The following is a 14,482-nucleotide window of genomic DNA, read 5'->3' as shown; positions in this document are numbered from 1 at the left end:
ACCGTCTAATTTGGAATGAAACTATATTACAATCCCAACAGCAATGCAAATCCTGATGACGAACTGAACGAAGATCAGCTGGACCAGGTTTCTGGCGGCGGAAAATTCGGCGGTTTGGATATTGCAGGTTCCCTCGGCGACGTCAGCAAGGACTTCAATAAGGGCAAAAACGGCGAACCGAAGTGTAATAGATTCTAATAATGGTGTAAATTTCTATAAAAGTAAGAAAAAAAGTGTTTTTTTCTGTACAAAAGAGTTATATATAGCGATAGAAATCTTAGACGCCATCATCAAGGAGAAAAAATGGCACGTAAAAAGGTTAATAACGACCTGGACAACGAACCGATCGTACCTAACGAAGACGTTGAGCTTGAAGAAAACTCCATCTTCGAAGAAGAAGAAGACGAATCCGAAGACAAGGGCATCGACGAGATCCTGGGTGGAGCAACCCTGGGCCGTGCCGCTGGTGACCTTGACGGCTGGGGCTCTTCTGAATACGAAGACAACTAAGCGCCAGGTTCTTATCGCTTAAAAGAAGCGTTCCTCCAGTGGAGGAACGCTCTTTTTTTATTCAGTCTGCCCTAGCCGGTCTAAGCCGGGCCGAGTCTAAGCCGGCCCTAAACCAGGCCAAGTCCGGCCCGCGAAAACGGCATAAAAAAAAGAAAACCCTCGTTTTTCAACGAGGGCTTCCTTTAAGTTTTCTTAAGCTAGAAGCTTAAAATTACTTGGTGATGACCTTGGCCATTTCGCAAACCTTGTTGGAATAGCCCCATTCATTGTCGTACCAAGCGCAAACCTTCACGAAGGTCGGGTCGAGCTGGATGCCAGCCTTGACGTCGAAGATGGAGGTGCGAGCATCGTTGCGGAAGTCGGTAGAAACGAGAGCTTCGTCGGTGTAACCGAGGATGCCCTTCAGGCCGCCGTCGCAAACGCACTTTTCAGAAGCTTCCTTCATAGCAGCGCAGATTTCTTCGTAGGTAGCAGCAGTCTTGAGTTCTGCAGTCAGGTCAACGAAGGAAACGTCAGAGGTAGGAACGCGGAGGGACATACCAGTGAGCTTGCCGTTGAGCTGCGGGAGAACCTTACCAACAGCCTTTGCAGCGCCGGTGGAAGACGGGATGATGTTTTCGAGAATGCCACGGCCACCGCGCCAATCCTTCATGGAAGGACCGTCAACAGTCTTCTGAGTAGCAGTTGCAGCGTGAACGGTGGTCATGAGGCCACGGACGATGCCGAACTTTTCGTCGAGAACCTTGGAAATCGGAGCCAAGCAGTTGGTGGTGCAGGAAGCGTTAGAGATGATGTCCTGGCCAGCATAGGTGTTGTGGTTAACACCGTAGACGAACATCGGAGTAGCGTCCTTGGAAGGAGCAGACATGATAACCTTCTTGGCACCAGCCTGGATGTGCTTGCGAGCCAGTTCGTCGGTCAGGAAGAAACCGGTGGATTCAACAACGACGTCAGCCTGGAGAGCGCCCCAAGTGATGTTCAGAGGATCGCGTTCTGCGAAGATCTGGATCTTGTTGCCATCAACGATGAGGTAGTTCTTTTCGCCCTGTTCGAAGGAAACTTCGTGTTCGAACTTGCCGTGCACGGAGTCATACTTCAGCATGTATGCGAGGTAGTCGACAGTGAGGAGGTCGTTGATACCAACAACCTGGATGTCGTTAGAGAAGTTTTCCACAGCAGCGCGGAACACCATACGGCCGATACGACCGAAACCATTGATACCGAGTTTGAGAGCCATTATTGGATCCTTTTTTAGTAGTGAATTGTTTGCACCCCCTACAATAGGGAACGCTCAACTGACTCCAAATTTATTAAAATTGCGAAAGTTGAAAAGAGTCTTTTGAAAATTTTTTGCTTTTTATTGGCTTATGAATTTGAAAATTGCCCAAATGTTCCGTTTTGCCCCCCTTTTCGGGCTGTTTTTTCTGGTTTCCTGTGCCGGTAACGGTGCTCCCCTGACCGAAAACACCCCCCAGTCCGCCCCCGAAGAGACTACCCAGGGTAGTTACGCCGACGATTATTTCGACGACGGCACCCCCACAGCCGCCTCGACCCTGAACAGCCAGGCAAAGTCCGCCCCCGCCGCTAAGAAATCAGCCCGTTCTGGCGCCATCGGTTCGGCCGGTTTCAATTTCAAGGTCAAGAACCCCGCAGACTGGGCCCTGATTAGCGGCCCCGAAGCCGGAGAATCCGGCGTACCCTACGAATTTTATAATGCTAGCACTGGGCGTCGTGCGGTCCTTATAGTAGTGGAACTCCCCCAGGGCGAACCTATGCGCCTGATGGACCGAGCCCAGGTAGAAATGCAGGCTTTCGAAAGTAGCGGAAAGAAGGCCACCCTGGCCGAAACCTACCCCGAAGAGGCTTTCGGGACTACCGGAGCCTTCTTTGACGTGGCCGGCAAGCGCTACGAAACCCCTTATGAGGCCGTAGGCTTTGTCACCGGCGGCGGCAACCATATTTATACTCTGACGCTGTCGGCTACCGACGATGTTCCGGCTCCCGGTGCCCTCAAGGAAGAATGGAAGGAATTCTTCGCCGACTTCCAGATGCTGGAGACCGCCCAGGAAACGGGCCCCGAGCTTTCTCCGGAGAACGTCCAGAGCTATCATTCCGACGCCCTGGGCTACGACTGGGCCGTAAAGGACACCCTCTGGCACCACTGGATGGGGATTTCCCGCCAGAACGAGGACCCGGACCTGGTTCTTTCTAATAAGGCCGAGGATGTTTCGCTGTTTGTGTACGGCGCCATGATTCCCCAGGACGAAGTGAGCCAGCAGGACCTGTTCAAGGTGCTTTTGGTGCGCCTTGGTGTGGATCCGGGGAACCCCACCCTGGACGTGCAGCGCCAGAAGATCAAGGATGCCGACGGTAATATCCTTTATGCCCAGGATTTTACCCTGACCCACACGGTGAACAAGTTCGACTTCTATTACACCGGTCGATATATATATAATGAGGGTCGCGGGATTTTGATCGTCTCCTGGACCCAGGGGATAAATAAGGGCAAGTACAGCAAACTGATGGATCGAGCCGTAGAAGGCTTGACTATGGGAGCCGCTCCTGCCGCAGACGCCTCTGCCGAGGCCGCCAAGAAGCAGGCCAAGTTCAACGCCGCCATCATGAGCCAGGTGGGCCTGCTCCGCCTGCTTGAAAATCAGCCCCTGGTGGCCTTGAGTTACTTCGAGCGCGCCAACAAGATGGACCCCGAGGAACCCCTTTACCTGATCAACTGCGGTTTCGTGTACCAGATGAAGGAACTGTACGGCCCGGGTATCAGCCATTTTGAAAGCCAGAAGGAACTGGTCCGCAAGAACGGAAAGCTCCTGAGCATTCTGGGTGAAATGTACGAGGCACTGTTCGACTATGGCCGCGCCCGCGAATGTGCCGAAGGGGCCCTGCGCTACACTCCCAACAATCCTGAATATGTAATCAACCTGAGCGACGCCTTGTGGGGCCTGGGCCAGCGCAACCAGTCCCTGATTGTGGTGCAGCGTCTTTACGATACCCAGCCCAGCAGCCGCCTGGGCGTGTACCTGGCCAAGACTTACATGGGGCTTGACCAGTACGCCGAAGCGGTGGACGTTCTTTATGGTGTCCGCGGACGATTCGGCATGAGCGTGGAACTGGGAACCGCCTTGATGGACGCCCTCATGTTCCTGGGCCGCTACGAAGAGGCACGCGCCATTAGCGAAGAGACTCTGGCCAAGGACCGCAACGATTATAAGATCTGGACCACCCAGGGTAAGATCCTTTTCTATTCCCGCAATTACCGCGAAGCCGAAAAGAGCCTGACCAAGGCCCTTTCCCTGCGCCCCGATAACGAAGATGCCAAGAGTTTCCTGTCGGCTACCAAGGCTTTCCTGGGCAAGGCTGACAACCGCACCCTGCAAAAGCCCATTACTCCGGTGGAAGACCGCACCTCTGACCTGAAGAAGCTGCTACGCCCCGAAGCCAAGGCCGAAGCCGTAGATGGGGACTTCCCCGCCGTGGTCCATTACAACAAGCACGCCCTCAAGGCCGACAAGGGCGCAAGCGACAAGGGGTTCGCCTGGACCCGCACCGAAGAAATGCTCATGGAAATCCTGGATGTGCGCGGTGCCGCCATCTATCGTGAGTTAACCTTCGACTTCTTGCCCGGTTTTGACCGCATTTATATTAACGCCCTGGAAGTCTACGACAGCAACATGAAGCTGAAGCAGAAGGCCAGCCTGAACGGTGCCTATATTACCTATGCAACCGAAGTCGGTGGCGGCAACGAATCCCAGACGGCCCACTTCCCCCTGACGGACTTGGAACCGGGAGACTTCGTGTACATGCAGTACAGCCGAACCAACATCGAAAACAAGGGCATGATCCCCTACACCAACTTCATCAGTTCCAAGGATGTTCCCGTTGGTGAATCCGTATTCCGCATCTACGCCGACAAGGACCGCTTCGTTACCGAAGAATATGGTCCTCTCGAACGTCAGGAAATCAAGGGTGGCATGGAATGGAAGATCAACAGCCCCGTGGTGATCCGCAAGGAACTCTACATGCCTGTTTACCGCGACTTTGGCGCTGGTGTCATGCTCACCGGCAAGCAGGAATGGGCTTCTGTTGGCGAAGATTACCAGAACTTGATCAAGCATCAGTTCAAGCAGGCCGTTTCTGTTCGCGAAAAGGCTTTTGAAGTCAAGGGATCCAAGGCAAACGACAACGCCGTCAAGGCCATCGTCAACTTTGTGCGCCGCGATATCCGTTACCGCGACATTCGCTTCGGCGGACACAGCCTGATTCCGCAAACAGCAGAATCCACCCTCAAGCAGCACCGCGGCGACTGTAAGGACATGGCCCTCTTGCTTAAGGAAATGCTGCAGTCCATTGGCGTCAAGAGTTATCTGACCGCCATCCACCTGACGGAAGAAGGTTTTGAACAGCTGCCCACCATCCAGCAGTTCAACCACATGATTCTTTATATTCCCAAGCAGGGGAACATCAGCGAAATGTGGGTAGACGCTACCGACAAGACGGGTAACGACCGCCCCGTGCCCCTGGATATGGAAGGCAAGGTGGCCTTGATCATTGACGACGACAGCAGCCGCGTGGTGACGACGCCAATCCTCGAAGATAATCAGGAACATCAGATTTCTGTAGACCATCGTCTGTTCATTGGCAACGACGGCGCTTGCGAATTTCGCGACTCCGTGGCTCTGGCAGGCAAGTTCGGAAGCGTCATGCGTAACCGTTTCTATGGCCGCGACGTCAAGGAACAGGAAAAGCTGATGGAAGACTTCCTGGCCTCCGGTATTCCCGACGTAAGTATCGGAAATATCAAGATCGAGAATCTGACGGAGTTCAACAAGCCCCTGGTTCTTGTGGTGACTTACGCCTCCAAGGGTTACTTCGGACAGGGCGGTTCCGAACTGAAGGGACGCTTCCCCAACGTGTGGGAACGCAGCCTCTTCAAGCTGCCCAAGGTGTCCAAGCGTCATCACCCCATCCGCATGCCTCACGAAACGCTGTTCAGCTACAGCCTGAATGTGAAGGCCGCCGGTGGCCGCGAAGTGGCCGTGAATGGCCCCAAGGCACTGACCCGCGCTCCCGACTACGTCAGCTACGAAAAGGGCTGCGCCGAAGGCACCAACGCCCAGAATTGCATCAAGTGGACTACCTTCGCCCTGTACGCCGACCCCAGCGAATACGAAAAGATTCGCGAGGAATGGACCTACCTGCTAAGCGAAACTAGCCCCATGATCATGGTGAAGTAAGTTCCTAAACGGTTCAATAAAGACCTTTTTTGGCCCCCGAGTTTTTCGGGGGCTTTTCTCTTTTTTCTAAATTTGCGCCCACTATGAGTATTGCAATTCCCCAGCTGCCGAAAGGCACCCGCGATTTTTATCCTGAAGCACAGCGCATTCAGAACTATATCTTTGACACTTGGCGTAAAACCGCAGAAGAGTTCGCCTACGAAGAATATGAAGGCCCCATGTTTGAACACCTGGAGCTGTACACCGGAAAGTCCGGCGAAGAAATCGTAAGCCAGCTTTACAATTTCGTAGACAAGGGTGACCGCGAAATCGCCCTCCGCCCCGAAATGACTCCGACTCTCGCCCGTTTGGTGATCCAGAAGGCCCGCGAACTGAAGAAGCCCTTCAAGTGGTTCTCTATGCCTCGCCTGTTCCGTTATGAAAAGGCTCAGAAGGGTCGCTTGCGTGAATTCTTCCAGCTGAACATGGACATTATCGGTACCGAAAGCATTTATGCCGAAGCCGACCTGATGGCAGCAATTGCCACCATGCTCCGCAAGTTTGGCCTGAAGGATGGGGAATTCGCCATTGGCGTTAGCTCCCGTAAGTTGCTGGCCACCTACCTGGACGAAATCGGCGCACCGAACCCCGCCCAGGTCTACCCCGCCCTGGATCGCCGTCTGAAAATTGGTCCCGAAGCGTTTGCAAAGGCTTTGGCTGACGCTGGCCTCACAGAAGCTCAGGTGGCAAAGCTTGACGCCTTCATGAGCTGCAAGTCCATCGAGGAAGTTGCAGCAGCAGTCCATAGCGAAGCTGCAACCGCAGCCCTTGACGAAATCAAGGACCTGTTCGCCACATTGGAAGCTGCCGGTTACGGCGAATGCGTGAACCTGGACCTTTCCATTGTTCGCGGTCTCGCCTACTACACTGGCATTGTGTTCGAAGTGTTCGACAAGGGAAAATCCATGCGCGCCATCGCAGGCGGCGGACGTTACGACAGCCTCACCGAAAAGCTGGGCGGCGACCGCATTCCGGGTGTCGGCTTCGGCATGGGCGACGTTGTGCTTGCAGACCTGCTCCGCGAACACAACCTGCTCCCCAGCCCCAAGCAGAGCGTAGACTTCTACATCGCAAGCTTCACCAACGACATGAAGAAGGTCTTTGAAGCAGCCCAGATTTTCCGCGCAAACGGAAATACGGTTTCCCACCCGCTCTCCTCCATGAAGATGGGCAAGCAGCTGGACCAGGCAAACTACCAGGGTGCAAAGATCGTTGTTTACGTTGACGGCGACAAGGCAGCCGCAGGCGAGTTCGAATACAAGGACCTCCGCGACGGCACCATGCACGTAGGCAACGTAGAAGCCATTAAAGCAGCACTGTAGCTTCGCAATTATGAATTATGAGTTATGAATTATGAGAAACCGCAAAAAAGCATTTGCCCACACGTTTTCTCTTTTTTCGTAATTCATTCTTCATTTTCTCGTACCTCGTAATTCATACCTCATACTTAACTACATGTCTCCTCTTAAAACCTTACTTAGCATCCTTAGCCTTTTCGTGGTCCTTGGCATTATTGCCATCGTTTACCCCGAAGGCGGAATTCATGTTGGCGATAAGACGCTCCGTTACCCCAAGCTGACGGACATTTTCGAGAAGGCTCCTGCCAAGGTCGAAGGCGACTCCTCTGCCGCCCAGGAAGATCCCGAAGCCGCCATCCAGGCCATGATGGAAGCAACCCGTCAAAAGGAATTCGCCGAATTCTCGGATTCTCTGAAGTTTTACGAGGACTTCTTCGAAAAGGGCAAGACCCGATTCGACCTGCCCAACAACGACGCCACCTGGTTCGACAGGTTCTTCTTGCATATGCAGTTGGCCGCCCTGGACAGCAACACCGTACACATCATTCACTACGGTGACTCCCAGCTAGAAGAAGACCGCATCTCTGCCACCATCCGCGAAGACCTGCAAGATGAATTCGGCGGTGCTGGCCCCGGCATGATGCCCGCCATGATGACCGTTCCTTCACAGACAACCAGCCACTCCAGTTCTGGCGCATTGGAACGTTTTATCTTGTTTGGACCCTCCGACGAAGAAGCGGACCACAGCCGTTACGGCCCCCTGGCACAGCTTTCTAAGCTAGATGGCGAAGCTTCCATTACCATCCAGAAGCGTAAGACTGGCCGCAAGAACGCATTCCCCCACGTTGGCGGTTACAAGAAGATCAAGTTGCTGGTGAACAAGAACGCCCGCATCAGAACAAAGCTGAACATCAGCCAGACTTTCGTAGACACCATCGTCAACGCCGACAGCACCATCAAGGAAAAGCGTTATTCCAAGATTGTGGAGATGCAGGCTCCCGCCATCGAAAAGTTCAACAAGCTGGCCGTGTACACCTGGAAACTCCCCGATACAACTTCCCTGGCCAAGCTCTACATTTCTGGTTCTGCAGAAATCTACGCCATATCTGCCGAAGGTTCTTATGGTGTGAACGTAGACAACGTAGCCATGCGCGGAAGCTCGGGTACAATATTCCACCGCATCGACAACGAACTGCTGGCCGAAAGCTACAAGGCCATGAACGCCCGCCTGATCATTATGGAATACGGTGGCAACATGGTTCCCGGCATGGGCTCCAAGACGGTTGAATGGTTGAAGAAGGTCATCACCCGCCAGATCCAGGCCATCCAGAAGGCCAATCCCGACGCCGACATTCTCTTTATCGGTCCTGCAGACATGGCCCGCCAGCAAGACGGAGAATGGCAGACTTACCCGGGCCTTGCCATTACCATCAAGACCCTCCGGGAAATCGCCCTGGAAAACGGTGTTGCCTACTGGGACATGCATCGCGTTATGGGAGGAAACGGATCCATGATGAAGTGGGTTCAGAAGGAACCGGCCCTGGGCTTTACCGACCACATTCACTTTACGCGCCGCGGCGCCGCCTATATGGGTGACCTGTTCTGTGCCGCACTGCGCATGCACTACGATTACTTCCAGTTCCGCGAACGCCATCACATTACCGATGAAAAGCTGAAGGACATTCATAAGTATGCCGACGGCGTGAAGGAAGAAAAGAAGAGAGCAAGGGCTGCAGCCAAGGCAGCTAAGGCTGCAAAGGCCAAGGCCGCCAAGGAAAAATCTTCCAAAGAAAAGGCTGCCACCAAGGGGAAAAAGTGATTCGCATATTCTTTACTTTACTTATAGTGTTAGCTGGTTTTACCTGCGGATTTTCAAAAGATCTGCCGATCGCCCCGGGTAGTTACCACATTGATTTTAGCAAGTACAGCTTCATCGATTCCACCTTGAACGTGATTCAGTTCCCCAAGGGGAACGCCAGTTTCGAACCGTTCTTCAAGAAGCTGGACACCCTGGTTTTCGAGAACCGCGGTCAGGTAAAGATCCTGCATATCGGCGGCTCCCATTTACAGGCCGACGTTATTTCTGGGCGTATCCGCGAACATCTGATCAAGGAATATCCCGGCGCCAGTGCAGGCCGCGGTTTCGTGTTCCCCTACTCCGCCGCAAAGACCAACACCCCTTCGACCTACGGCAGCGCCTACAAGGGCATCTGGAATCGCAATCGTAACATCCAGAAAGAAATCACCCGCCCGCTGGGTCTCCTGGGTATCGCCGTAAGCACCAGCGACCCCCGCGCAGAAATCAGCATCTTGCTGGACAAGTACAACAGCGAACCCATGTGGGGCGAAACCCGCCTGCGTCTGTTCGGCTACAGCGACAACAACGATGTGGTCCCCGTGCTCCGCGTCGACACCACTGACATCTATGGCGTCCAGGACACCGCAAGCCAGAGCTACGTGTTCACTTGCCCCCGCCCCATCGACACCATCCAGATTCAGTTCCGCTGGATGGATAGCCTGCAGCAGGCCGCCATCGCCAAGTTCATTACCGACTCCCTGTATCAGGATTCTATCGCCCGCGCTTCCGCCGACACCACCCAGAAGGATTCCGCAATCGCTTCTAGCGCATCGGCACAGCCGGCAGCAAACGTACCCGCCAACGTGGCACTGATCGCTCCCGACGCCCCCAGCGATTCCATGTTCCAGGGGGACTGCGACCTGCTGGATACCGCCTGCATGGCCAAGGCCGAAACAGTCGCCGCCAGCATGAGCAACAGCGAAGGTTTGCGCAAGTGTTCCGACGCCATCCAGGCTGCAGCCGCAGCCAACGAAGATTCCTCGAACGCCGTCAACGTCCACTGCATTCCCGACGACGAAATCATTCCCGATTCCGTCAAGAAGAATGCACGCCCCAACTTCACCTTGACCGGCATCCTTACCGAAACCGACAATCCGGGTATCACCTACACTGGCGTAGGCATCAACGGCGCCCGCGTCCACGACTACTTCGAAGAAGTCTGCCCCCTGCTGGAACGTCAGATGGAATTCTACAAGCCCGACCTGGTGATTTTCGCCATCGGCATCAACGACGCCAACGTAGAACATTTTAACGACAAGCTGTTCATCGAGGAATACGGCAAGCTCCTGGCCCGCATCAAGCGCGTGTCCCCCAATGCAGCAGTCATTTTCGAGACTAACAACGATATGTACCGCAAGGTGAAAAAGAAGCGCTACGTGCAGCACCCCAATGGCGATGTAGCCCGCAAGGCCTTCTTTACCCTGGCAGAAAAGTACAAGGCCGGTGTATGGGATAAGTTCAGCCTCATGGGTGGTTTGGGTTCCATGTCCAAGTGGGAAAAGGCTGACCTTGCAAAATCCGACAAGGTCCACTTCAAGCTGGCAGGCTACAACCTGCTGGGAGACCTTTTCTACAAGGCCCTGATCAACGCCTACCAGGAACACATCGCAAACTTGCCCGCCCAGGAACCCTAACGAATTACTGAACGATGCTTGACTACGTTATTCCCTACTTAACCCGCACCTTCTCTTTCGACCCCAACAGCCCCCTGCTGTTTACCCAGTTCTATTTCTGGGGATTCTTCGCAGTGGTCTTTGCCATTTTGACTCTAGTTCACAAGCGCATACTTTTACGCAACGCCTTCCTGTTTGCCACAAGTATGTTCTTCTACTATAAGACCAGCGGCAGTTATGTTTGCATTCTCGCCTTCTGCGTCGTGGCCAACTTCTTTATAGGCAAGTGGATCGAATCTACAGAAACCCAGTGGAAAAAGAAAGTCTGGATGGTCCTGGTAGTGATTATCGACTTGCTGGTGCTGAGCTATTACAAGTATGCCTACTTCTTCCTGGATGTAATCTACGACATTTTCGGCATCGAACTTCACGTCTATAACTTCTTTGCCGCTGCAAGTAACGCCATGTTCGGCACCAATTCCCTGGTAGACCGAATCATCTTGCCTGTGGGTATTTCCTTCTTCACCTTCCAGGCCATCAGCTACTGCGTCGATATTTACCGCGGGAAGATCAAGGCCGTATCCAACATCCTGGATTTCGGATTCTACCTGACCTTCTTCCCCCAGTTGGTGGCAGGCCCCATCGTCCGCGCCGACAAGTTCGTCCCCCAGCTCTATAGAAAGTTCTTCTTAACCCGCACTGCCTTCGGTATCGCCGTGTTCTGGATTCTGAACGGCCTTGCCAAGAAGATCATCCTGAGCGACTACCTGGCCACAAACTTCGTGGACCGCGTTTTCGATACGCCGCTGCTTTTTACGGGCTTCGAAAATCTGATTGCCCTGTTTGCCTATTCCCTCCAGGTTTACGCCGACTTCTCGGGCTATACCGATATCGCCATTGGCGTGGCCCTGCTCATGGGTTTCCGCCTGCCCCAGAACTTCAACTCCCCCTACAAGGCAATCTCCCCCACAGAATTCTGGCGCCGCTGGCACATGAGTCTTTCTAGCTGGCTCCGCGACTACCTTTACATTCCCCTGGGCGGCAACCGCGGCGCAAGTTTCGGCACCTATTTCTGGATTGCCTTTATCGCCCTCACCGCCATCCTGCTTTCGGGTAGCGTCTGGGTGGGACTGGGAATCGGCCTGTTCTTTGTCTACATCGCCCTGTACGCCTATTTTAAGCCGGAATCCCGCAAGTTCATTACCACCAACATGAACGCCATGACCACTCAGATCATGGGCGGTCTGTGGCACGGTGCCAGCTGGAACTTCATTATCTGGGGCGGCCTTAACGGTTTCGGCCAGGTATTCAACAAGATCTGGGTCAAGCGCAGCCTCAAGTTCCGCGCCTTCGCCTCCTTTATCCTGTTTGCGGTCTCGGCCATCATTTTCAAGCGGGAACATATCGCCATTTTCGCCATTTCTGCCGTCTGGTTTGGCGTTATCTTCTTCGGCATCTACGCCGTCATGATTTTCCGCCTGTTCAGCGACAGGACCTTCGGCTGGCTCCATACCGCCTGGAACGTCACCCTGACCTTCGTGTTCATTACCTTTACCCGTCTGTTCTTCCGCGCCGGTTCCAACCTGGACCCCGCCGAAGCCAACGAAGTGGCATGGAACACCGCCAAGAACATGGTGCAGCAGATGGGTACCGCCTGGAAGCTGGAAACCATTCCGGCCATCGCCTGGGAACACATGAACATTATCTTGGTGTTCATTGCCGGTATGCTGATCCACTGGATCCCCAAAAAATACAAGAGATGGTACCGCCTGAACTTCGCCATGCTCCCCATCCCGGTCATGGTCTTGGCAACGGCCCTTATCATCTTCGTGATCTACCAGTTCATGAGCGCAGACTCCTGCCCCTTCATCTACTTCCAGTTCTAGCGATTTTCATTTAAGCAAAATCACACTTTGAGTCAAAAACACCGCTATTTGTGGTGTTTTTTCCGTTTTACGCGTCAAAGAACCATTTTTCTTACAATAAAAAGTTATTTTACAACCGATGAGTTTCCAGTATCAGATATGCGGTCTAATTATAATAGTGTTGATCCATGTGATCTACTCTACTCATAAGCGTCTGATGCTCCGTAGCGAAAGGGTGTTCAGTAGGGCACTTCGCATTACTACGGGAATGCTGATTCTCGACATTTTGAAGGTCTTAGCCATCCAGAATATGGATACTCTACCCCTGAACATGATCAAGGGCATGAGTAAAATCTACGAAGGGTCCATCATCCTCTGCTCGGGGACCGTGCTGATCTACCTGATGGCCAACATTCTCAAGAAAGAAGCCTATAACGACCTGAACAAGACGACCCTGGCCGTACTTCTGGCCGAAATCGTTCTAGCAGCCGTTCATACCACCCATATCGACCCCCGTGGATTTTCTTACGGACCGGCCATTAACGTGGGCTATGTCATTGTGGGCGTAAACTTCCTGGTCACCCTGTTTTTCCTGATCAAGAATATCGAAAAGGTGGAACGTCGTAGACGTTTTGGGATCCTGCTCTGGATTGCCATGTGGGTGGCCCTAGTCCTAACTCAGCGTTACGTTCCCCATATCATGCTTTCTAGCCTGGCCGTTGCGTTGGGCGTGTTGATCTTGTTCGTCTTGCTCGAAAAGCCGGAATCTAAGCTGGACAAGGAATATGGCTGTTTCAACTATTTCGCCTTGCTGAACTACCTGGACGAAATGCTGGAAATCAAGGCCCCCATCCACCTGATGTCCGTTTCATTGAAATCTTCAGGAACATTGACTGGTACCGCCCTGTACAAGGAAGCCTCCCACGCCCTCAGCGTCATGGAACGCATACCCGGCGTATGGGTTTTTAGAGGCATCGGCCAGGATTTTATTGCCATCGCCAGGACCAAGGAAGCCATTGACGACCTAGGCAAGGAACTGGAACGAGAAGCAGCCCTGATTCCCTACATTTCTAAACTGGCCCGATTTGTGCGCAGCGACAACTGCTCCATATTCAACAATGCCGTAGAAGTTCTGAGTTTCTTGAGTTTCGCCAAGACCTGCGACAACGAAAAGAGCCGAATTTTTACCACCAACGACAGTTTGGTTGAAGCTTATCATAACCGCAAGCAGCTTGAAATAGAACTGAATAACGCCCTGATCGAGAACCGCATCGAGACGTTCATTCAGCCCATCTATTCTGTTCACGACAAGCGAATTTCTTCTGGCGAGGCCTTGGCCCGAATCCGCACCCGCGACGGAAAGATCCTGATGCCCAGCGATTTCATTCCCGTTGCCGAACAGAACGGTTCCATTTCGGAACTGGGCTACAAGATTTTTGAACAGACCTGCGAATTCATCTCGAAGAACATGGACCTGTTGGATTACATCGAAATCAACCTGTCGGTGGTCCAGTGCGAAGATGAAGGCTTGTCTCAGAAGTTGATCGAGATTATGGACCGCTACCACGTTCCGCCCCAGAAGATCAACCTGGAAATTACCGAAACGGCCTCCATCGTGACCAAGCAGAAATTGCTGAAGAACATGGAACGTATGCTGGAACATGGCGTCACCTTCTCCTTGGATGACTTCGGAAAGGGCGAATCTAACCTGATGTACATGGTGGATATGCCGGTTTCCATTGTGAAGCTGGACTTCGACATGAGCAAGTCCTACTTCAAGAATGACAAGGCCAAGTATGTGGTGAACGCCGTAGAAGGAATGTCTCACGGTTTGAACATGAAGCTGGTGGCCGAAGGTATCGAGACCGAAGAAGAACTGCGCGCCATGGAAAAGCAACGCGTGGACTACATTCAGGGTTATTACTTCTCTAGGCCCCTGCCCCAGGATGAGTTTGTAGATTTCGTGCAGAACTACAACGCTAACAGGGATATGGAAGCCGGAAACGAAAAGGAAGATCCCATCGAGAAGTTTAGACCCGCATAAGGGTAC

The 14,482-nt window shown here is 53.1% G+C and carries 9 protein-coding genes; 8 read left to right on the top strand and 1 reads right to left on the bottom strand.

Annotated elements, in window-relative coordinates:
- Positions 1-15 precede the first annotated feature (15 nt).
- Positions 16-198, top strand: a complete 183-nt coding sequence (locus BUB73_RS05020) for a hypothetical protein (RefSeq protein ID WP_073160657.1) — start codon at positions 16-18, stop codon at positions 196-198.
- Positions 199-303: 105 nt separating this feature from the next.
- Entirely contained in the window at positions 304-510 is a 207-nt protein-coding gene (locus BUB73_RS05015) for a hypothetical protein (protein ID WP_073160655.1), read from the top strand.
- 211 nt (positions 511-721) lie between these two features.
- On the opposite strand, the gene gap is transcribed toward BUB73_RS05015, so the two are convergent.
- Positions 722-1,747, bottom strand: a complete 1,026-nt coding sequence (gene gap, locus BUB73_RS05010; protein WP_073160653.1) for a type I glyceraldehyde-3-phosphate dehydrogenase — start codon at positions 1,745-1,747, stop codon at positions 722-724.
- 130 nt (positions 1,748-1,877) lie between these two features.
- Between gap and BUB73_RS05005 the strand changes: the two genes are divergently transcribed.
- From BUB73_RS05005 to BUB73_RS04980, 6 genes are all read left to right on the top strand, one after another.
- Entirely contained in the window at positions 1,878-5,759 is a 3,882-nt protein-coding gene (locus BUB73_RS05005) for a DUF3857 domain-containing protein (RefSeq protein WP_073284063.1), read from the top strand.
- 83 nt (positions 5,760-5,842) lie between these two features.
- Entirely contained in the window at positions 5,843-7,120 is a 1,278-nt protein-coding gene (hisS, locus tag BUB73_RS05000) for a histidine--tRNA ligase (RefSeq protein WP_073284356.1), read from the top strand.
- 133 nt (positions 7,121-7,253) lie between these two features.
- Complete coding sequence (locus tag BUB73_RS04995; protein ID WP_139259118.1) at positions 7,254-8,915, top strand: SGNH/GDSL hydrolase family protein; 1,662 nt, start codon at positions 7,254-7,256, stop codon at positions 8,913-8,915.
- Positions 8,916-8,941: 26 nt separating this feature from the next.
- Positions 8,942-10,588: a GDSL-type esterase/lipase family protein gene (locus BUB73_RS04990; protein ID WP_073160643.1), complete on the top strand. Its 1,647-nt coding sequence runs from the start codon at positions 8,942-8,944 to the stop codon at positions 10,586-10,588.
- Between the two features lie 14 nt (positions 10,589-10,602).
- Positions 10,603-12,453 (top strand): MBOAT family O-acyltransferase, encoded by a 1,851-nt coding sequence (locus BUB73_RS04985; protein ID WP_073284058.1) that lies wholly within the window; start codon positions 10,603-10,605, stop codon positions 12,451-12,453.
- A gap of 169 nt (positions 12,454-12,622) precedes the next feature.
- Positions 12,623-14,476 (top strand): EAL domain-containing protein, encoded by a 1,854-nt coding sequence (locus BUB73_RS04980; RefSeq protein ID WP_158236641.1) that lies wholly within the window; start codon positions 12,623-12,625, stop codon positions 14,474-14,476.
- Positions 14,477-14,482: the final 6 nt, after the last annotated feature.

This window comes from Fibrobacter sp. UWH6 (assembly GCF_900142465.1).
In the GTDB taxonomy this organism is placed as follows: Bacteria; Fibrobacterota; Fibrobacteria; order Fibrobacterales; family Fibrobacteraceae; genus Fibrobacter.
This window is presented reverse-complemented; position numbering and strand designations above follow the sequence as displayed.